We start from the raw sequence: 20,083 nt of genomic DNA on the forward strand, positions 1-20,083 counted from the left end.
ATGGTCTCATGGGCGGCTTGAGTAATTTTCAAGGCGTTATTGATTTCTTTCCAGAAAAAAGGCTATCAGGTCATTGCGCCATCTTTACCACTTTACACCATGCCTCTGGTTAAAACTAGCGTAGGCACGTTTGCAAAACACATCAAGAAATTCATTGACCATCTAGGGTTGGAAGATGTCATTCTTTTAGGCAATTCGCTAGGCGGACACATTGGTTTAGTGACTACAAAACTGTATCCAGAAAAAATCAAAGCACTCGTTATTACTGGAAGTTCTGGTTTGTATGAAAGTGCTATGGGCGAGAGCTACCCTAAACGTGGTGACTATGAGTATATCAAGAAGAAGAGTGAAGATGTATTTTATGATCCTGCGGTAGCGACTAAGGAAATTGTAGATGAGGTTTTTGGAGTGGTGAACGATCGTAAAAAATTGATTAAAACCTTGGCCATTGCAAAAAGCGCCATACGCCACAACATGTCAAAGGACTTGCCTAACATGACTACGCCTACCTGTATCATTTGGGGAAAGCAGGATGGCGTAACGCCACCAGATGTTGCCATTGAGTTTGATGAAAAGCTACCTGACAGCAAACTGTACTGGATTGATAAGTGCGGCCACGCAGCGATGATGGAGCATCCAGACGAGTTCAACGAGGTGCTGTATAGCTGGTTGCAAGAGCGACAATTCTAGAGATTATTCTTTTACTTACTGAGTTATGAAAATCAACACGGCAGAGTTTGTTATATCCAATCAGGACGTATCAAAATGCCCTAAGAACCGTATACCTGAATATGCCTTTATAGGTAGATCCAATGTGGGTAAATCTTCTTGATCAATATGCTGGCAGACCCATAAAAATCTAGCCAAAACATCTGGAAGACCTGGAAAACAACAACTCATTAATCACTTCTTGATCAACAAGGAATGGTATCTGGTAGATCTACCAGGTTATGGATATGCACGAGTTTTCAAAGTCAATAAGAAGAAGTTCCAGAAATTCATTACGAATTATTTTGAGCAACGCGAGCAACTGGTAAGTGCATTTGTTCTTGTCGATATACGCCACGAGCCACAGCCTATTGACATGGAGTTCATGGAATACCTTGGTGTTAATGGCATACATTCAGTATTATATTTACTAAGGCTGATAAGTTGAAACCTAATGCAATAGATCGTAATGTAGAGGTCTACAAGAACATTTTGCTAGAAAGCATCTGGGAAGAGATACCACCTTACTTTATAACAAGCTCCAGCCATAAAACGGGTCGCGATGAGGTGCTTAACTACATCCAATCGATTAATGAGAACATGAATCAGTGATCGTTGATGGTATTCTTTCTTATATCCTTTAATAAGTACTCGATACCTTCAACTTTCATATCGCAAACGGTTTGAAGATATCTACCTAGCTTACCATCAGGAAATCCCTTGCGGCGATACCAGATATAATAAGGCTCTGGAATATCGCTCAAGAACTGTCCTTTGTATTTGCCATAAGGCATCTTGTACCATGCAAGTTCAACAAGCGACTTTGGATCTAGCAAATGTCGCTTTAGGAATCCTTCTTAAGATCCAGCTTCTCTGCAAAGTAGTCGCAAAAGTCAAGCATCGTATCACGCATCTTCTCATCGTTGGTTGCTCGATGATAGGTATCTGCCATGCTTACCAGTGTCTGGTGAAAGAAGACACGCATCTCGTCAACAGGCATATCCTTTGTCCATAAATCAATACGGAAGCTCTCTTTCTCGACGCTATCCCACATGGATACCATCATGGCTTTTGAAACGGCAGTATCACGCCACCATCTGGCGCGCTCCACACGATGTTCTCGGGAACTCGATTCTCATCCAGCTCAATTCCTATACGTATCTCTGATCTTTTGCTCTTCTTACTCATTACTATCTTGCTGGTTTATATTTTGAATCGTTGAATAAAGTCGTTGCTGGCACACTAATTAAATCTTCTAGCTGTATAACGTTGTTATCCATATAAGCTGATACGATCTTGTAACCTATGAATCGTGCAATCGCACCTGGAGTCTGGTTATCTATTTCTAGATAAAATTTAGAAAAAGGTCCAGGTGCCATAAATCTAGCTTGTAACTGTTGGTCGGTGCTGTACAACACATCATTATCAATGAAGTATCGCCACACTTGTTCCTCGCTATTGACCGCAAAATCATATTTCTCTTGAGAATATCCCAATCGATATGAAGCTGCCGTAGTTGGCGCAAATTGTTCCTGCAGGTACAGCAACTTACCGTGATAAATCATCTGGTCTAGAAATGTGCGGCCTTGAGCTGGTGGCACAAATAGTTGTGCATACTCCATGGCAACATCAGGTACGATATTCTCGGGATTCATGCGAGCAGTTTTGTACCTACTTATACCAGCATAAAGTTCATGGTCGCTGCCCAGATAGTTATCGATACCTATGATAAGATATTGCGGCGTGGCTACTACATTAAGATCGTCATCAACTTCAGTCAAGACAGTGACGACATTAGTCTCTTTAAATTCTGGAAAGTAATACTTGACATGGCGCATCACATCTTCTACCTCATCCTGTAGTTGATCGTATTTAAAATCGGCCTCATTCACGGCATTCATGAGTAGATTGTGGATGGTGTCGCGACCTTGAAGTTTTGCTAGCCAGATGCTATCGGGAACTGATGCAGGAAAAAAAAACCGGATACTCACTTTGAAAAGTTGGTAATTCTGCGGGTTTTAAATTGTCAAACTCTTGATGAAATTTGATAAACTCAACTTGCAATGGGATATTTGATATCTCGGCTTCTTGTTTGCTTGAAGATGTGCATGAGGATAACGCTTTCGCGAAAGCTAACACTACAAAAACCCTTAGCATCTTGTTAATCATAAGAACGTTGAAAAGAGATTGAATATTTTTACAAAAATACGATTATGAAGGTAGATCTAGTAGCACAGGCTATTGCAAAATGGCTTAAAGATTATGCTGATAACGCAGGCGTCAAAGGATATGTTGTTGGAGTAAGCGGTGGTATTGATAGCGCGGTGACCTCATCTCTTTGCGCACTAACAGGGCTGGATGTCTTGTGCGTTGAGATGCCTATACATCAGCATAAAGATCATGTAACGCGTGCGCAGGAACATATCAAACAACTCAAAGCGCGATTTGACAACGTGCGTGACGTGCGCAGTGACCTTACACCAGTATTTGACAGTTTTATAGCTGCCATGCCTGAGAGTGAGATGAATGACCTGGTGGCACTAACCCAAGGAAACACGAGAGCACGATTAAGAATGACTACACTTTATTATCACGCAGGGATCAATGGACTATTAGTCGCAGGTACGGGAAATAAAGTAGAAGATTTTGGTGTAGGATTTTACACCAAATACGGTGATGGTGGCGTCGATGTAAGTCCCATTGCCGATTTATTAAAAAGTCAAGTATATAAATTAGGAAATATTTACAGGTTCCTGAAAGCATCATGACTGCAGCTCCCAGCGACGGACTTTATGGTGCAGAAAAAACCGATGAAGACCAGATAGGCGCGAGTTATGATGAGCTTGAATGGGCTATGAAACAAGTAGATAAGGATAAAACTGTAGATGCTTTTAAAGGACGTGAAAGAGAAGTCTTAAACATATATTTAACGTTGAATAGACGTAACCAGCACAAGATGAAACCTATACCTGTTTGGGAATTTCCAACTCAATTACAATAAGTTTAACCATAAAGTGCTGTGAAGTACGTATTTACCTACGAATATTAACGGTAAAAAGTGTTTATTGATTCTATCTTTGTATCAAACAAATGTTCATGAAAGTTCTTTTGGCAGATCATCATCCTCTATTTAGGCGTGTATCAAAAGCATGATGAAAAGCAGTAAGAAATTCAACTTTAAAGGTAAGGTTGAAGATGGACGTTTCTTGATATCTGAAATTCAAAAATTATCTCCAGACATTCTTGTTCTTGAAGTTGATCTACCTAACTCTAATGGAGTAGGCGTTCTAAGAGAATTGAGAACCGAGTTTCCAGATCTTAAAGTACTAGTAGTAAGCTGTCATCCAGAAGAGATTTATGCTCATTCATCCATAAAAGCTGGAGCTAACGGGTACATTGCCAAAACAAGATCAGTCAAGGAAGTGAAAAAAGCTTTTGAGACTGTTGCAGCTGGGAAGAAATTTCTATCAGAGAATATTAAAAGAAAAGAAAGCAATAAAGCCACTAGCGCTGAAGTGCTGAGATTTAAAACACTTTCTACCAGAGAGATTGAGGTCCTTAACCTACTTTCAAGAGGTAAGCGCAATAAAGAGATCGCTCAATCACTAGCCATCAATGAGAAAACTGTAAGTACTTATAAGACTCGTTTACTCAAAAAGTTGAATGTAGATAACATTGCAGAGCTGATCCACCAGTCTCGATTGTTGCAAATTACCAACTAGATTACCCTATTCAATCGTTTACCTAGATCACGATAAAGAGCTTGATAGTTCTTTATTTGTGTTAATACTTCGAGATTAGAAGCTTCTGGATCGCTGGATATATCATCCATAGCAGCATTCACTTTCTTATCAATCAATAACCTACGGAAGTTTAGAATCGTTTCAGTCAAATACCGACTAATCATATCTTCTTTTTGAGTGACAAAAATTTGCTTGTCTTCCCAACGACTCAATGCATGTCTATCTTCATCCATAATGAGATCTGCTACCAGTTGTGCTTCTTGATCATCAAGCTCTGTCATGACGATGTTCATATCAATCTTGCCTTGCAGCAGCATCATATCGATGAGCTTAGGATAAAGATTCTTGAAGTAAGTATTGCTGAACTCAAACTCATCAGACTGTAGTTCTAGAAACATTTTTTCATACACTGGTCGCTCAGACTTCATCTGTTCCATCTCAATTTCACCTTCTACGCTATCTTGATAAAACACCTCTTCAAACACCTCGCTGCGATCACCATACATGAGTAAGATTTTGATGAGCGTGCGCTCCAGTACTTCTCTTCTATCGACAGTCTCGCTGGCTACGGTCTCTACTTTTTTGAGTCTATCGACCTCTTTATCGCGACGCTGTTTATCTCTTGTTTGCGTTACGGATGCGTTGCGCACCTGGGCGAGAGTCGAGAACAGCACGTCTTCTCCTATTTCAAGGATCTCAGCACTTTCTCGCACAAATATCTCTCGTGAGATATCGTCTGGTATTTTGGCAATGCTTTGTACGATCTCGCGTATCATACTTGCCTTTTTTATGGGATCGCCTGCAGCCTCATCCTTGAGCAAGCTGGATTTGAACCTGATAAAATCTACCGCATTCTCACTTAAAAATTCCTGTATCTCGCTTTGTGTGTGAGATTTTGCAAAACTATCTGGATCTTCTCCTTCAGGAAACGTGCATACGCGCACATTCATCCCAGCTTCAAGAATAAGGTCAATACCACGTATAGCGCGCGCATTCCAGCGGCATCACCATCATATAAAACAGTGATGTTTTTAGTAAGTCTGCTTATGAGCCTTATCTGGTCTGTCGTGAGCGCTGTACCAGAGCTGGATACCACATTTTGAACGCCAGCCTGATAGAGCTGGATGACATCCGTATAGCCTTCAACTAGATAACATAGGTCCTCTTTGGCAATCGCCTGTTTTGCTTCATAGATGCCGTACAGTACTTTGGACTTGTCATAGATCTCACTTTGCGGCGAGTTGAGATATTTCGCTGCTTTTTTTGAACTGTCTAATATCCTGCCGCCAAAACCCAGCACACGACCCGACATACTGCGTATAGGAAACATCACGCGCCCCTTAAAGCGATCAAATTGCTTATCTTCCTTAACAATCGTGAGACCTGTTTTCTCAAGAAACTCTAGCTTGTAGCCAGCCTTGATAGCAGCATCTGTAAGCGCACTCCAATTATCTGGAGAGTATCCCAGCTGGAAAAATTCAATGGTCTCATCACTAAAACCACGCTCTTTGAAATAGCTGTAGCCTACTGCTTTGCCTTCGCCGGTTTTAAGTTGATCATGAAACCACTGTGCCGTATATTTTGAGACCATAAACATGGACTCCTTCTCGTCCTGTTGTTGTTTTTGCTCATCAGTCTGCTCAGTCTCCTCGATCTCAATACCGTACTTTTTGGCGAGGTATTTTATGGCTTCGGGATACGTGAGATGCTCGTGCTCCATGATAAAGGATACTGCCGTACCGCCTTTACCTGATGAAAAATCCTTCCATATTTGCTTGACGGGCGACACCATAAAACTAGGTGTGCGCTCGTCTGAAAATGGCTCAGGCCCTTGAAGTTGGATCCTGATTTCTTGAGCTGCACAAAATCACCTATCACCTCTTCTACCCTTGCGGTGTCAAAAACGGCATCTATGGTAGCTCTTGATATCAACTCTTAATTTTTGCTGGTTCACCCCAATTTTTATATCAACACAGATAGTTGACGTCCCAAAAAGTAGGATCGTAAAAATAGGGATTATTGATGGTCACGCTTTCGCGAAAGCGTAAAAACCATTAACAATCCTGCAATAAAAAGGCTGTTGTCTTATCTAAATCTAAAGCCGATGCTGGCGTACTGTTGATCTACAGGTGAATCCTTAAAAATACTATTGAGACCATATTTTGCAAAAATTTGTAATGCGCCGTTACCAACGTAGGCACTAAGACCATAGACAAAATCTTCCATCTCATAATCATTGTAACGTCGCGTGGTGACGTCGCGCCCTTCATTCTCAAACTTGAGCAATTGGTTTGTCGCGGCATTGATACCTAAGTATCCACCCAATCCTATCGTCCAACTTTCAACATCATCGTACCTAGTAACACCGTTGTCATAGGTTATTTTATCCTGCTTACCGAATTCAAGATGCACCGGCGCAATGATGGTAAGCTGTTCAAATTTTGATTTATCAACGTTGAATCCGACTGGTTGTAATCTAGTAACGTCACCGCTAGTCTCAAACTCTTTATTATCGTTAATGCGCAGCGTTTGCCATTGAAACGACAAACCGTAATTGAAACGTACGGTGTTTGCCTTGTTTACTTTAGTGCTGAACTCCAATCCAAGCTCCCATATCCCAGAACCCCAAAAGCGGTAGTCCTCGCCAATACCGTTGTCATCGCCTAATGCTTGATTCCAGCCAACAGCAAAAACACCATTGGTGACCGTTTTTACATCGCGGTCCTCTCGTGAGCTATCAAAAGCGTCTAGAAAGTCGCTAGGCACTTCTTGAGTGTCCTGATCGTCATCGTTATCATCCTGCGCGTAGGACAGTGTAAATGCAAGTAAGCAAATTGATGAGAGAAAGAATTTTTTCATAGGTTTTTGTTTTAATTTCATTAAAGATAAAAGAACCCTTGCGATAATTGAAAGGGTTCTTTACTAGCTAACATGAAAACTTATCTTGGTCTTACCTTAGTCTGTCTGTAATCTAATACCAAAAGCCACGTACTGCCCATCAACAGATCCGGATTGAAATATGTCATTTAAGCCAAGCCTACCAAATAATGACCATGAGTCAAACCCAACATATGCATCAACTCCATAGACCAGTACTTGATTGTCAAATGCATTAATTGTAGTCTGTTTGATATCTGCGCCTGCTAGATCATATTTATACTTAAGTCTGCTACTCAAATTGAAACCAGCATAACCACCTATACCAAATTTGAGCTGATCATAATTGTAATATCTCTCGCGACCATCCTCGTAGGTTTTTTTATAGCGTGGACCAAATTCCAAGTGCATAGGAAATACGAATTGATCTTGTCTGAACTTCGCTTTATCCGCGTTAAAAGTCAATCGCTCAATCTGGGTATTATCAGGATCATCAATCGTAAAAGCTCTATTTCCATTAAGCTCAGTTCCTTGTGTTTGGTATTCTACACCGTATCGCCAGCGTATCGTCTGACTCTTATTCAATGCAGTGATCCAAGTTATACCTAGGGAAAAGTAGTTGTTGTTTCCATAACTGAAATCGTCAATTCCTAAGTCATTACCATCAATAAAGTTATACCCAAAGCCTAAAGACAAGCCAGATGTAGTTTTGATTTGCTTTTTATATTTATTAGTGTTCTTACCTATTTCAAACTCCATTGCCGTGTTGTTCAATAGCTTTACGCCATCACTGCCAAGGGAAGCATAATTCAATTCAGTAGATTCAAATTTTAACTTTGCTTCAATAAGCTTATTGTATGCGTCAATTTTATCTGCATAAGTCTGTGCGGTAAGCTCTTTATCTCTGCTTGCCATCGCGGCTGTGTAAGCATCATTTTGCTCCTGACGCTGATTTATCTTTTCTATTTTCTCGGCTAATTCAGTGCGCTGATTAGATTCGTAAAGACGTCTATCTTCCTTAAGTTCATCAATGCGTTCCAATCTTTTGGTTTCACTTCTCAAGAAAGCCTTTTCAGAATTATAATAAAACTTCGAAACTTTTCCATCTACGGTGTCGGTAACCACGTAATATTCACCTTCCTGAACTCCCGTTTTTAAATTCTGCGAACGGCTTAAAAGGATGCCAGCAAATGATAAAGTTAATGTGATAAGTAATTTTTGATTTTTCATGATGCTTGTTTTTTTGATATTGAATTCCTGTCGGCACTAATTAAAATGCTGATTATTATTGATTTATGTATTGTGGTTTAATTTCTGCTATCGATAAGCGCTACCGCTTCACGTTTCAAAATTTTAAAGCCGTCCTCGACAATATTTTGAAGCCTGTCCTGTCGTCTCGCTTCCAGATCCCATTCCGTTTCTCGCAGTAGTTGTTGAGGATTTATTGACGCGTTGGTGATCATGGTTTTCGTTGCCTTGCTTTGTAAGGCTTGATCTAATAATCTATTAGCTTCGTCCTTTGGTGAGAGTGCAACATCAGCTGCTTTAGAACTAACGATGTCATCTGCGGGTTCATCCATTGTGGATGGCTCTTCAATGATGGCAATGGCTTCTATCGGTTCAGATTGCGTAGCAATTGAAGATTTGTATGATTGTGATTTCGATTTGTTTCTTTCTTTGACAGTGCTTGTGGATCGTTTGGTGTCTTTTTTTATTCGCTTGGGTTCTGCAACAACTATAGCTTCTTGTAGGAACGGCTTTCTTTTACTTGACTTAACTTCTTCCGCATCTGGTTCAGTTGTTATGACTGATTCGCTACTAACATCATTTTCCAATACAACTGTATTTTCTGGTGACGAGCTCATTTCATTATTTGAAGTAATCACTGGTACTGCAATCAATCCTAAAATCAATATGGCCGCTATCGCGCCTAGCCAATAAATCACCGGTTTTTCATTGGTGCTTTTCTGTTCTGCATCTAGCATTCCTGATAATCGATCCCAAGAGTCTGCGCTAGGCTGGATCTCACGGTTATCAAATTTCTTCTTCATATTCTCAAGCTTCATAATGTTTCTTCTTTAATAGGGTCAATTGTTCTTGTAACATCAATCGCGCCTTGCGGTATTGACTTTTGCTGGTATTCTCACTTATGGATAGCATGATGGCAATCTCGCGATGTTTTAAACCGTCTAGTGCAAACATTACAAAAACACTTTTATAACCATCTGGCAAGGTGTCGATGCATTGCTGGATTTGATCAAGTGGCACATCTTCACTATCATCTTCAACCACATCTTCAAACTGATCGTCATCGATCTCACTACTCCATTTATAGGTTTGCTTTTTACGTAGGCAGTTAAGACATTCACGTATCATGATGCGTCGCACCCAACCTTCAAAACTTCCTTCGTGGTTAAAAGTATCCAGCTTAGTAAACACCTTTAAAAAACCATTGAGCATGATTTCTTCTGCGCTCTCTATAGGTGAGATGTATTGGCGGCAAACACTCAGCATTTTACCAGCGTGCTTATCGTATAGTCGACGTTGCGACTTGCGATCACCCTTTGCGGCTCGCTCGATAAGTTTTTTCTCGTTAGTGTATAGCTGAATCACCTTCACAATTTACATGCTTTCTATTTACATAGACACAGGTGCATTTGAAAGGTTGTCTGGTGAGGTGAAAAAATGATAGTATTCTCTGCTTACTCTTACGTGAGCTCGGTTGTAACGGCTGCGCCGTGGCATTTCCCAAGAGGGAAAAGTTTATTTTTCTAATGGAAACTTGGACGTTGAGAGGCGCGGTCCTCAATTTTAAACCTAAACTTGAAAATCCAAGGAAACATGAAACAGACCATCAACTAAAAAGCCTACTTGTTATCACCTTTATAGCCAAAACGCCTTAATTGTTTCTCATCACTACGCCAGTTCTTATTCACTTTTACATACAACTCAAGATGGACTTGCTTGCCGAAGAATTTCTCAAGATCCTTCCTTGCCTCAACGCCTACGCGTTTTACCGCTGTCCCTTTATGACCTATAATGATTCCTTTTTGAGTCTCGCGCTCCACCATAATAACTGATCGTATGCGGATGATATTCTCGTCCTCAAAAAACTCCTCAGTATCAATTTCTACTGAATACGGAATTTCTTTCTTGTAATGAATCAGGATTTTCTCGCGTATGCTCTCATTGACAAAAAAGCGTTCTGGCTTGTCAGTAAGAGCATCCTTGGGATAATAAGCCGGAGAAACTGGTAGTAATTCTATAATGCGGTTAAGCAATTGCGGTACACCAAAGTTTTCAAGTGCACTTATGGCAAAAATCTCAGCATTAGGCAAACGCTCTTTCCAATGGGACAAAGCTTCTGATAATTGGTTCTCGTCGCCTTTGTCAATTTTGTTGATGAGTACAATAACCGGAACTTCCGCAAAGGTTAATCGCTTTTCAAAGTCTTCATTTTTGAGCTCTTTCTCACCTAGCTCTACCATATACAAGATGCAGTCTGCATCTTCAAAAGCATTCTTGACAAAATCCATCATGCTCTCTTGCAGCTTGTAAGCTGGTTTCATAATACCAGGTGTATCGCTCAATACCATCTGGAAGTCATCACCATTTACAATACCTAGAATCCTATGTCTAGTAGTTTGAGCCTTACTAGTAATGATAGACAAACGCTCACCTACCAGAGCATTCATGAGCGTGCTCTTACCTACATTAGGGTTTCCTACAATATTTACAAATCCTGCCTTGTGTTCCATACTGTAAAGTTAGTCCAATTAAAAATCAATGACGCCAGCGTTATCACCAAGCGGTAAAATATTGTTAAGCGCATAGTATCATGGATTCAAAAAATTATTTTTGAAAGATATGATGTTGACAATTTTACAATTAGCCCAAGCGGCTCAAGATAAATCCAAAGAAAATTCAGGCGGATCTGGATCAGGCGGTTCAGAGTCTGGTGGTAGTGCAGCCGATAAAGCTGCCAATGGTGCCGAGAAAGGTAAAGATGCCGTTGAGCTTATTCTAGGACAGCTAGAATCGTGGTACACCAGTTTTATAGAAAACCTACCCAACCTTGCCGTAGCGATCGTATTTCTAGTAGTAGCATTTTTTGTTTCTAGATGGGTCAATACAGGTGTTCAAAAATTACTTAACCATCGAGTACCACAAAAAAGCATCAAGAGAATCGCAGGTAAGTTTGCAGCGGTCATCGTTGTGCTTGCAGGTATTTTTATAGCGTTGAGTGTCATGAACCTAGACGATCTAGTAAGCGGTATCATCGCCGGTGCTGGTATATCTGGTCTAGTGGTAGGTCTTGCCTTGCAAGGCACATTATCTAACACCGTTAGTGGTGTAGTGTTATCCTTCCGTAAGCAAGTGCGCATAGGCGATTGGGTAACCACAAATGGTTATGAAGGCGAGATCGTGGATATAAAATTGAGCACCACCGTAGTAAAAGAGCCTGACAATAATCTAGTCATCATTCCCAACAAGATGGTATTAGAAAACCCTATGAAGAACGCATCATTGACTGATAAAATGCGTATCATCATTGAGTGCGGTGTTGGTTATGAGACAGACTTACAACATGCCAAGGATGTTGCGTGTAAAGCAATAAGCGATGCGTTTGAAGATGTAGAAAAGCCAGAAGATGTAGAGTTTTACTACCGTGAATTCGGCGACAGTAGTATCAATTTTATGTTGCGATTTTGGTACAATGCAGAGCGTGGTATCGAACGATTAACATCGACCAGTAAGGCTATCATGGCAATTAAAAAGGCTTATGATAACGAGGATATTAATATTCCATTCCCAATACGTACGCTGCAATTTGACAACGAGCTCACAATGAACCAACCGTCAAAAAGCAAGAAGAAAGGAAATGACAAGACCCAATCTTCTGCTGAAGAAGAGTAGCAACTTGTTATAAATTATTTGAGATTAAATCCTGCTTGTAATAAGCAGGATTTTTTGTGAATTACGCTTTCGCGAAAGCAAAATCATCACCAAAACCATGACATGAATAATCAATCTTAACAAAAGAATAAGCATGTCAACAAAATAAGCGAGCCAAAAAAAGGTTGTAACCATACCTTAAAACCCTAAAAAATGAAAAACTACCCAAAAGTAGTTGCTGCATCCCTTGTAGCTGCTGCAATGACAGTAAGTTGTGTATCAAAGAAAAAATACACAGAACTTGAAAACGATTACAATAACACTCGATCAGAGCTTGTGAAAACTCGAGTAGCTAAAGAAGATCTTGAGGCAAGATTTGAGGCTATCGAACAACGCGTGGATCGCTACAACGAGAAAATCGCATCTCTACAAGCATCGCAAGAAGGCATGATGGTCAAGACTGCAGATGGTGACCTTGTGTTAAGCGATAAGAACAAGGCGGCCATGCGTCGTACATTACAAAATGTGCCTAGCGAAAAATTATCAGGAGCCACAACACTCAAGGACAGTGTAAATCTTGCCATATCATATAAAATGAGCCAGCGACTATCTGGCGTCAATGAAGGCAAGAACATTGACATGAAGATAGAAAACACCGTAGTCATGATTGAGATCGCCGATGAAATGCTATTTAACGACAGTAGTTACCGTGTTGGCAACAAGGCGGATGATATCCTTGAAAAAATCGCACAAGTCGTCAATAGCGAGCCGTCACTAGAGGTTCTAATTGAAGGACATACCGATAGTCGCACTGTGCGAGAAGGCAGCTACATCAAAGACAATTGGGACCTGAGTACAGAACGTGCTGCGGCAATCGCTAGAAGATTGTCAACTAAATTTGAGGTGCCCAACGAGCAATTAATCGTTGCAGGTAGAGCAAGTTATGATCCAGTTGCAGCAAACGATAGCAATGAGAATCGAGCGCGCAACAGGAGAACCCAAATCATCATCATGCCAGATCTCGATAAATTCTTTGGAATGCTAGAAAGTGAGACTCAAATTGTTAATTAGCAATTCTTTTTAATTTTCATTGATCTTGTATTTAACACGCGGCCAGCTGACTCATGTATAACGCGCCGTTAAAGGCAAGGTCTAAATTGTTAAATATCCTTTAATCTATTGGTAAACAAACGTTATGAGCGATGCGTGCGAGCGCATCCTCATATACCTTTGATTCACAATTAAATCAACAATTATGAATTTTACAAAAGTATTGAGTATCGCATTGATCGCAGGAACAGTTACACTTGTTTCCTGTAATGATGCAGAGAAAGAAAAAGCAGAAAAAGAAAAAATGGAAATGGAGCAGCGCGCAGCAGACTCTGTAGCCATGGAAGAGCAAAAAATGAAAGAGCGTGAAGACAACGCAATGATGGTAGGTGGTGCAAAAATGTACCAAGATCAGACTATCGTTGAGAATGCTTCAAAAGCTAACAACTTGACAACTCTTGTAGCGGCAGTAAAAGCAGCTGGTCTTGTAGAGACTCTTAACAGTGATGGTCCATTTACAGTATTTGCACCGGTAGATGATGCATTTGCAGCACTACCTGATGGAACTGTAAGCACATTATTGAAGCCAGAGAACAAAGAAACTCTTTCTGGTATCTTAACTTACCACGTGGTAAGCGGTAACGTTGATGCAGCATCATTGACTAAAATGATTCAAGACAACAACGGTAGCGTAACTGTGGACACGGTAAACGGTGGTAAACTAACAGCAGCTATTGAAGGTGGTAATGTAGTTATTACTGATGCTAAAGGTGGAAAAGCAACTGTAGTAGTTGCAGACATCAAGCAATCTAATGGTGTAGTACATGCAGTAGATGCAGTATTGATGCCAGCTAGCTAGGAGTTAACGTCCTTTTAAAAATTAGAAAGCCTGAAGCGATGCTTCAGGCTTTTTTTATGGTACACAATTAATTGCTCTTACTTGATCAACTTTATATTCTTGATGTTAAGTTGTTTAAGTCGTTCAAATTGTGTGGCTGCATCGCCTACAATAACATAATACATAGCATCTGGATTGATGTACTGCTGGGCGAGAACCTTCACTTGCTCTACCGTTAAATTTCTAACATATTGTTGTTGCTGTAAGGCATAGTCTGCAGGTTTGTCAAATGACTGCATCGTATTAAGTAATTGCAATTTTGCTCCTGCGGTTTCATACTCTCTGGCACTTGATTTGACCATGTAGCTCTTTGTCACCTCAAGATCCTGGTCACTATAAGAATTGGCATAGTTTCTCAATATATTTCTTATTAGAGCAGTTGACTCTAACGTGACATTGCTGCGCACACCACTGCTCAATGTAAATTCACCTAGGTCCTCGTTTCCTGTAAATCTAGAGCCTATGCCATAGGTGTAACCTTTTGCTTCACGCAACTGTTGCATCAATTGGCTTGCAAATCCACCACCGCCTAAACGATAGTTCATGACCTCTACCGCATAATAATCTGGATGCATCGCAGAAATTGATGGGTTCCCGAATCTCAATACCGATTGTTTTGCACCAGGAACATCATAAAATAAAACGATTGGCTCACTAATGGCTGGTGCTGGGTCATAAACCGGTATTTCCATACCAACGGTCGTCCAGCGCTCATTTAAACTGGTTAATGACTGACCGATGGAATCTTGATCTATATCACCTACCACCATAAAAGATGTATTTGATGGTGCCATCGCCGTTGCATAGTATTGCTTAAGGTCATTGATCGACAAACTGCCAACTGTTTCTACTGTTCCTAGGCCGCTGTGTGATAATACGTGATCGTCACCGTAGAGCGCCTTATAATATTTAGAAGACGCGATGGCATTAGGATTACCCAGCTGCTCTTCAATAGCGCTCAAGGCTTGTTTCTTGAGTATTTCAAACTCTTCTTCATCCCAACGTGGTTGTAGCAGTATTTCTTCAACAAGCTCCATGGTTTTATCATAATTGCGTGCCAATGTGGTACCCGTAGTAGTGACTGATTCATTTCCTGCAAAAATATTGATGCTCGTTCCCAGATCATCAAGCGCTTCTTCTAGCTGTTGCACACTTTTATCTTGAGTTCCTTTAAGCATTAACAAGGCAGTTAGTCTAGCGGCACCAGCCTTATCTGCAGGCTCTAATAATTGTCCACCTGCTATTTCCATATTAAAAGTGACTAAGGGTACCTCGTCATTAGTAATCCCGTAGATCTTAATACCACTTGATAAACTATCAGTCCATACTTCTGGAACTTTTAGTGAAGGTTCTGCACCGTAAGCTGGTTCTATACTACGATCAAAGGACGATGGTGTTTTCTCGTAAGTTGCGACAACATTGGGATCCACATTATCATTGGCATTATTGACAATTACTTCTTCTACTACCGTTGCCATTTTTGAATCTTTTAATGCTAGTGAACTAGCACCACGAGGCACAAAACTAGTAGCAATGTATGGTTTGTCCTTAATGTATTTTTTGAACACTCGATTCACATCATTTACCGTTACTGATTTGATGTTTTCAAGATCTTTGTTAATAAACGCAGCATCGCCAGCAAAAATTTCATATTGTGCAAGCTGGAATCCCTTGCCAAGTACGCTGGAAAGACCGCGGTAAAATTGAGTCTCGTTTTGAGTCTTAATGCGTTCTAACGCTTCACTCGTGATTGGATTTTGATTATAATTTGCAAACGTATTCATCACTGCATCATGAACACTGTCTAGATCCACCTCCTCAAACGCTCTAACGGTCAACTTTACATCGCCTGCAAGCTCACCAGAATTATTTCTCATGGATACACGGGTCGCCATATTCAAACTATCAATGAGTACTTGATTTAAAGGTGCTGCTTTACCGTCTGACATATATCTGACAAGCATATTAAGAGCATAGTAGTCCTTACTGTATTGCTTGACGCCAGGCCAGGTCATGCTCAATTGTGGCAACCTGGCAAAGTTATCTTCATACATCAAGCGCTTTGAATTAGCTAATGCCACAGCAGGAACGCTTTGCTCTTCAAGCTTTTCTCCAGTTGGTATCTCACCAAAGTATTTTTCTATCCATTCTTTTGCCTGAGCTTTTTCAAAATCTCCTGCGATTGTGAGTACCGTATTTCTAGGCGTATAATACTTACCGTAAAATTGTTTAACATCTTCTAGCGTGGCGTTTTGTAAATCTTCCAGTGAGCCTATGACCTGCCAATGATATGGATGATTTTCAGGATACAGATTGCGATCGATTACATAATCCTCGTGGCCATACGGTTGATTATCCACACCTTGACGCTTCTCGTTTTTTACCACTTGCTTTTCTTTGGCAAGCACTGGTTGAGTCACTGTATTGATAAAATACCCAAGTTTATCAGCCTCTGCCCAGATCATTTTTTCTAGCGCATCATTAGGTACCGTCTGGTAATAATTTGTCCTATCCCGATTTGTGGAACCGTTGGCACCAGATCCACCTATGCGAGCACTCATGGCGTCCAAACCACCTCTTCCCAGGTTTTCAGATTCCAGGAATAGTAGATGTTCAAATAAGTGTGCAAAACCTGTACGTCCCTTTACTTCTCTCGCACTACCTACATGTGTTGTTAGCGCCACTGCCACGACTGGATCAGACGTATCAGTATGTAGCACTACGGTCAGTCCATTATCAAGCGTGTATTTCTCGATGTTTACATCAAGCGATTCATTAGTGGTTGTAGATTCCTCGTTCTTTTGCTTGCATGAGGTGATAAAAAAGGCAAGCAAGACTAGTAATAACGCTGAGTGCTTTAACATGGTGGTTATATTTTTCATGATATGAAATTAAGTGAACTGCATAAATAAAGCCGCTATGATAGCGGCTTTTGTTACAATGATTTTTATGGATTACGCTTTCGCGAAAGCGTAACAAGGCATCTACCTCTCTACAATTATAAACTCTGATCTTCTATTGAGTTGGTGCTGCTCTTCACTACACTTAACTCCATTAGAACACTCATTGATAAGTTGGTACTCGCCATAACCTTTGGAGGTTAATCGACTCGCATCAACACCTTTTGAGATAAGGTAGTTCATGGTACTCATTGCGCGACGGCTGGATAATTTCTCATTGTAATCATCATTACCTCGACTGTCAGTATGTGACCTTATATCGATTTTCATGGTAGGATTATCCTCTAGGACGGCAAGAACTTTTTGTAGTTCAAGCTCTGCATCCTCACGTATGAATGAACGATCAAAGTCAAAATAAATAGGATTGAGATTCAATAGTTTTGCAAGATCGTCACCTACTTTACCTGTAATCGTTGTAGGCTGTAGCGCTAAAGGAACATCAATATTGCTTGTTACTGTTGGAGTGTTTACAAGCTCCTCTGCAGTGTTGTAAGCTCGTTTTTCACCTCGAACAAAATAAGTCTTATCACAAGCTAATTTAAAAGCAAATTTACCGTTGTCTCTGGTCCTACGAGACGCCACGATATTATTATTGACATCAATCACGTTTATTACGGCGTTTTCTAAAGGTACTCCAGTTTGCTTATCGGTAATTGTGCCGGTAACGAACTGCTCACAAGTTTCACGCAAATCCTCTAATTGAATGAAGCGATAGATTTCATCATCATTACCGCCACCTATCCTATTAGAACTGAAATAGCCAGTGTCATTACCTTCATCAATTATAAATGCAAAATCATCGTCAGTACTATTTGCAGGCTCGCCTATGTTTACTGGATTACTCAAACTGCCATCGTCATTAATTGTACTCACAAAAATATCTAGACCACCTAGTCCTTGTAAACCATTACTGGCAAAGTACAGATTGCCGCTACGGCTGATGTAGGGATAGCTTTCACGGCCTTCTGTATTAATTGGTGACATATTCTCTGGCTCGCCATAGCTACCGTCTTCATTAATAGCGACGCGCCATATGTCAGTTTCTTTAAATTTGCTTTCCATACCCATAGTTCCCAGCATATTGCTTGAGAAATAAAGGTATTTACCATCTGGTGTTAGTGCTGGATGTGATGTGGTGTAATCTTCATCAGAGAATGGTGTTCTTTCAGGTCTGGACCATTTACCATCTTTTTTAACTGATTTGAAAATCTGTAAACGATTGACATTTTCATCGTCGCGCTCGAGATCACCTTTCTGGTAATTATTCCTGGTGAAATACATGGTATTCAAATCTGCAGTAAAGGTTGGCGTGCTCTCATGTAGTATTGAGTTGATGCGCTTGTCAAACTTTTCTGGGTTTGATAGTTTACCTTCAGCATCTCTATCTGCGATGTATAGATCAAGAAAATAGCGCTCATTCCAAGAATGGGTTCTTTTGTAAAAAACTCCAGTATCACGGGCACTTGCAAAAACGACTTTATCAGGACCATAATAAGCCGTCCCAAAATCTTGCTCGTCACTATTGACAGAAACTTTTTCTACCTCAAACCTACCTTTTTGAAAATCGATAATAGTTAAAAAATTAGGCATATTGCGAGCCGCACTAAGCCTTGAATCCTTAAGACCTACTACATTGAATCCAGATAATATTTGATTTGCCTTATCGTATTGCTTATCGCTTTTAAGTGCCTGTGCATATCTAAAGAAATATACTGTAGGAATGCTTTTTTGATCTAGTTTAAATAGCTGATTATACCATTTTAAAGCATTACTATAATCGTTATTGAAATAGTAAGAATCACCGAGATTTGAAAATATCTCAACACTCTTAAAACCACGATCTGCCATACGCTGATAGATGTCACGTGCCTCAATAAACGCGTACTTCTCTACCTTGCGCTCTGCTCGTGGTGAGTCTGCTTTTTGCGCCTGCGCAAAGGTCACTACTAGAAAAAACAGAATAACGGGAACCCTAAGCAAGTTTTTCAAGTTGTGTTTTTTCATGATTAAAAGAATCTAGGAGTCAATAGCTTATCGTAATCTCTAGTAAGTTCATACCTTAAGAATACCTCAAAACTACCGTCGTTGAATTGAGTGTTACCTAAATCTGTAGTTTCACGATCGTAAGCCAATCCTATTTGAAATTGATTACTTATCTGATACCCAAGTAAGCCACTTACCGCAGCATCCCATCTGTAAGCAGCTCCTAATGTAAGTCGCTCATTAATCAAAAAGTTTGCAGTTACATCGACTTGTAAAGGTGCTCCTGAGACTGCCTTGATCATTGTGCTAGGCTTGAACATCAAATTGGGATTGATGTCAAATACATATCCTGATGTCAAATAATAATGAATACGTTCTCTTGCTACAAAGGATGCCGTATTGTTGTTATTGGACTCTTCAAAATGCTCATTGCGCAATAAATTGGGTGCACTCAAACCTGCATAAAACTTGTCGGTATGAAAGTAAATACCTGTACCAATATTAGGCGAAAGCTTGTTGTCGATGTTTTGCTCAAAAGCTGCATCATCTAAATCAAAACGCTGCAATTCATCAAAGTTTACGTCCAGGACGTGCGCACCTAATTTGACCCCAAAGCTAAGCTTGCTATTGTAACCTGTATCAATGGTATAACTAACATCACCATTAAAGTAAGTCTCGCTGGTAGGTCCTAGCTTATCGTTGACAATAGAAAGTCCTAATCCTACTTTACCAAACCCAACTGGACTGTGTAAACTTAGACTTTGAGTTTCTGGAGCACCGTCGAGACCTACCCACTGACTTCTGTGCAACAGTATTGCACTGAACATACCTCTGTTTCCTGCGTATGCTGGATTTATAGACAAAGTGTTGTACATATACTGTGTGTACTGTGCATCCTGTTGCGCTATTCCTTTAATAGAAAGAGAAAAGAGAAACACGGCTATCAAATATTTCATCGATTGTATTTT

At 40.3% G+C, this 20,083-nt stretch carries 14 protein-coding genes and 5 pseudogenes; 7 read left to right on the plus strand and 12 right to left on the minus strand.

All coding sequences use genetic code 11. From position 1 onward, the window contains the following. Window positions 1-2: 2 nt before the first annotated feature. Both EJ995_RS00005 and yihA read left to right on the plus strand, forming a co-directional pair. A pseudogene (locus EJ995_RS00005) lies at window positions 3-690 on the plus strand (alpha/beta fold hydrolase); the annotation flags it as partial. Between the two features lie 25 nt (window positions 691-715). Continuing rightward, window positions 716-1,320 (plus strand): annotated as a pseudogene (gene yihA / locus EJ995_RS00010) (ribosome biogenesis GTP-binding protein YihA/YsxC). Here the strand turns inward: yihA and EJ995_RS00015 are convergent. From EJ995_RS00015 to gldB, 3 genes and pseudogenes are all read right to left on the minus strand, one after another. Next, on the minus strand, window positions 1,314-1,544 hold the full coding sequence (locus EJ995_RS00015; protein WP_126444399.1) for a DUF3820 family protein: 231 nt from the start codon (window positions 1,542-1,544) through the stop codon (window positions 1,314-1,316). The pseudogene yihA and the gene EJ995_RS00015 overlap by 7 nt on opposite strands. 8 nt (window positions 1,545-1,552) lie before the next feature. Beyond that, window positions 1,553-1,896, minus strand: a pseudogene (gene gldC / locus EJ995_RS00020) (gliding motility protein GldC). 2 nt (window positions 1,897-1,898) lie between these two features. Continuing rightward, a complete protein-coding gene (gldB, locus tag EJ995_RS00025) occupies window positions 1,899-2,699 on the minus strand; it encodes a gliding motility lipoprotein GldB (protein WP_126444401.1) in 801 nt (266 codons plus the stop codon). Between the two features lie 222 nt (window positions 2,700-2,921). Here gldB and nadE point away from each other — a divergent pair. Then, window positions 2,922-3,709: pseudogene (nadE, locus tag EJ995_RS00030) on the plus strand (NAD(+) synthase). Window positions 3,710-3,860: 151 nt separating this feature from the next. Next, window positions 3,861-4,430, plus strand: coding sequence for a LuxR C-terminal-related transcriptional regulator (locus EJ995_RS00035; protein WP_126444403.1), 570 nt, complete (start codon window positions 3,861-3,863; stop codon window positions 4,428-4,430). On the opposite strand, the pseudogene dnaG reads toward EJ995_RS00035, so the two are convergent. The 6 genes and pseudogenes from dnaG to era form a co-directional block, all read right to left on the minus strand. Further along, window positions 4,427-6,383 (minus strand): annotated as a pseudogene (gene dnaG / locus EJ995_RS00040) (DNA primase). The gene EJ995_RS00035 and the pseudogene dnaG overlap by 4 nt on opposite strands. Before the next feature lie 153 nt (window positions 6,384-6,536). Continuing rightward, window positions 6,537-7,310, minus strand: coding sequence for a hypothetical protein (locus EJ995_RS00045; protein ID WP_126444405.1), 774 nt, complete (start codon window positions 7,308-7,310; stop codon window positions 6,537-6,539). 96 nt (window positions 7,311-7,406) lie between these two features. Continuing rightward, entirely contained in the window at window positions 7,407-8,558 is a 1,152-nt protein-coding gene (locus tag EJ995_RS00050; protein ID WP_126444407.1) for a hypothetical protein, read from the minus strand. Between the two features lie 77 nt (window positions 8,559-8,635). Next, window positions 8,636-9,379 carry a hypothetical protein gene (locus EJ995_RS00055; RefSeq protein ID WP_126444409.1) on the minus strand — a complete coding sequence of 248 codons (744 nt, stop codon included), beginning with the start codon at window positions 9,377-9,379 and terminating at the stop codon, window positions 8,636-8,638. 4 nt (window positions 9,380-9,383) lie between these two features. After that, window positions 9,384-9,947: an RNA polymerase sigma factor gene (locus tag EJ995_RS00060; RefSeq protein ID WP_126444411.1), complete on the minus strand. Its 564-nt coding sequence runs from the start codon at window positions 9,945-9,947 to the stop codon at window positions 9,384-9,386. A 248-nt stretch (window positions 9,948-10,195) separates the two neighbouring features. Further along, the gene (gene era / locus EJ995_RS00065; protein WP_126444413.1) at window positions 10,196-11,086 is read right to left on the minus strand and encodes a GTPase Era; all 891 of its coding nucleotides are present in this window, start codon (window positions 11,084-11,086) and stop codon (window positions 10,196-10,198) included. A 109-nt stretch (window positions 11,087-11,195) separates the two neighbouring features. Here era and EJ995_RS00070 point away from each other — a divergent pair, with 109 nt between their 5' ends. From EJ995_RS00070 to EJ995_RS00080, 3 genes are all read left to right on the plus strand, one after another. Further along, a complete protein-coding gene (locus EJ995_RS00070) occupies window positions 11,196-12,245 on the plus strand; it encodes a mechanosensitive ion channel family protein (RefSeq protein ID WP_317126819.1) in 1,050 nt (349 codons plus the stop codon). Window positions 12,246-12,437: 192 nt separating this feature from the next. Then, a complete protein-coding gene (locus EJ995_RS00075) occupies window positions 12,438-13,295 on the plus strand; it encodes an OmpA/MotB family protein (protein WP_126444414.1) in 858 nt (285 codons plus the stop codon). A 184-nt stretch (window positions 13,296-13,479) separates the two neighbouring features. After that, window positions 13,480-14,133 carry a fasciclin domain-containing protein gene (locus tag EJ995_RS00080; RefSeq protein WP_126444416.1) on the plus strand — a complete coding sequence of 218 codons (654 nt, stop codon included), beginning with the start codon at window positions 13,480-13,482 and terminating at the stop codon, window positions 14,131-14,133. Between the two features lie 77 nt (window positions 14,134-14,210). Here the strand turns inward: EJ995_RS00080 and EJ995_RS00085 are convergent, their stop codons facing one another. The 3 genes from EJ995_RS00085 to EJ995_RS00095 all read right to left on the minus strand — a co-directional run bounded on the left by EJ995_RS00085 (window position 14,211) and on the right by EJ995_RS00095 (window position 20,071). Further along, window positions 14,211-17,054, minus strand: coding sequence for a M16 family metallopeptidase (locus EJ995_RS00085; RefSeq protein WP_126444418.1), 2,844 nt, complete (start codon window positions 17,052-17,054; stop codon window positions 14,211-14,213). Between the two features lie 102 nt (window positions 17,055-17,156). Then, window positions 17,157-19,136, minus strand: coding sequence for an OmpA family protein (locus EJ995_RS00090; RefSeq protein WP_126444420.1), 1,980 nt, complete (start codon window positions 19,134-19,136; stop codon window positions 17,157-17,159). Between the two features lie 2 nt (window positions 19,137-19,138). Next, on the minus strand, window positions 19,139-20,071 hold the full coding sequence (locus EJ995_RS00095) for a PorP/SprF family type IX secretion system membrane protein (protein WP_241234654.1): 933 nt from the start codon (window positions 20,069-20,071) through the stop codon (window positions 19,139-19,141). Window positions 20,072-20,083: the final 12 nt, after the last annotated feature.

The organism is Nonlabens ponticola (assembly GCF_003966335.1).
GTDB lineage: Bacteria > Bacteroidota > Bacteroidia > Flavobacteriales > Flavobacteriaceae > Nonlabens > Nonlabens ponticola.

Coding starts and splice junctions, on each gene's coding strand:
- EJ995_RS00095 (WP_241234654.1), bottom strand. CDS start 20,071: ATGAAATATTTGATAGCCGTGTTTCTCTTTTCTCTTTCTATTAAAGGA.
- era (WP_126444413.1), bottom strand. CDS start 11,086: ATGGAACACAAGGCAGGATTTGTAAATATTGTAGGAAACCCTAATGTA.
- EJ995_RS00045 (WP_126444405.1), bottom strand. CDS start 7,310: ATGAAAAAATTCTTTCTCTCATCAATTTGCTTACTTGCATTTACACTG.
- EJ995_RS00085 (WP_126444418.1), bottom strand. CDS start 17,054: ATGAAAAATATAACCACCATGTTAAAGCACTCAGCGTTATTACTAGTC.
- EJ995_RS00090 (WP_126444420.1), bottom strand. CDS start 19,136: ATGAAAAAACACAACTTGAAAAACTTGCTTAGGGTTCCCGTTATTCTG.
- EJ995_RS00070 (WP_317126819.1), top strand. CDS start 11,196: ATGATGTTGACAATTTTACAATTAGCCCAAGCGGCTCAAGATAAATCC.
- EJ995_RS00055 (WP_126444409.1), bottom strand. CDS start 9,379: ATGAAGAAGAAATTTGATAACCGTGAGATCCAGCCTAGCGCAGACTCT.
- EJ995_RS00080 (WP_126444416.1), top strand. CDS start 13,480: ATGAATTTTACAAAAGTATTGAGTATCGCATTGATCGCAGGAACAGTT.
- EJ995_RS00035 (WP_126444403.1), top strand. CDS start 3,861: ATGAAAAGCAGTAAGAAATTCAACTTTAAAGGTAAGGTTGAAGATGGA.
- EJ995_RS00075 (WP_126444414.1), top strand. CDS start 12,438: ATGAAAAACTACCCAAAAGTAGTTGCTGCATCCCTTGTAGCTGCTGCA.
- EJ995_RS00050 (WP_126444407.1), bottom strand. CDS start 8,558: ATGAAAAATCAAAAATTACTTATCACATTAACTTTATCATTTGCTGGC.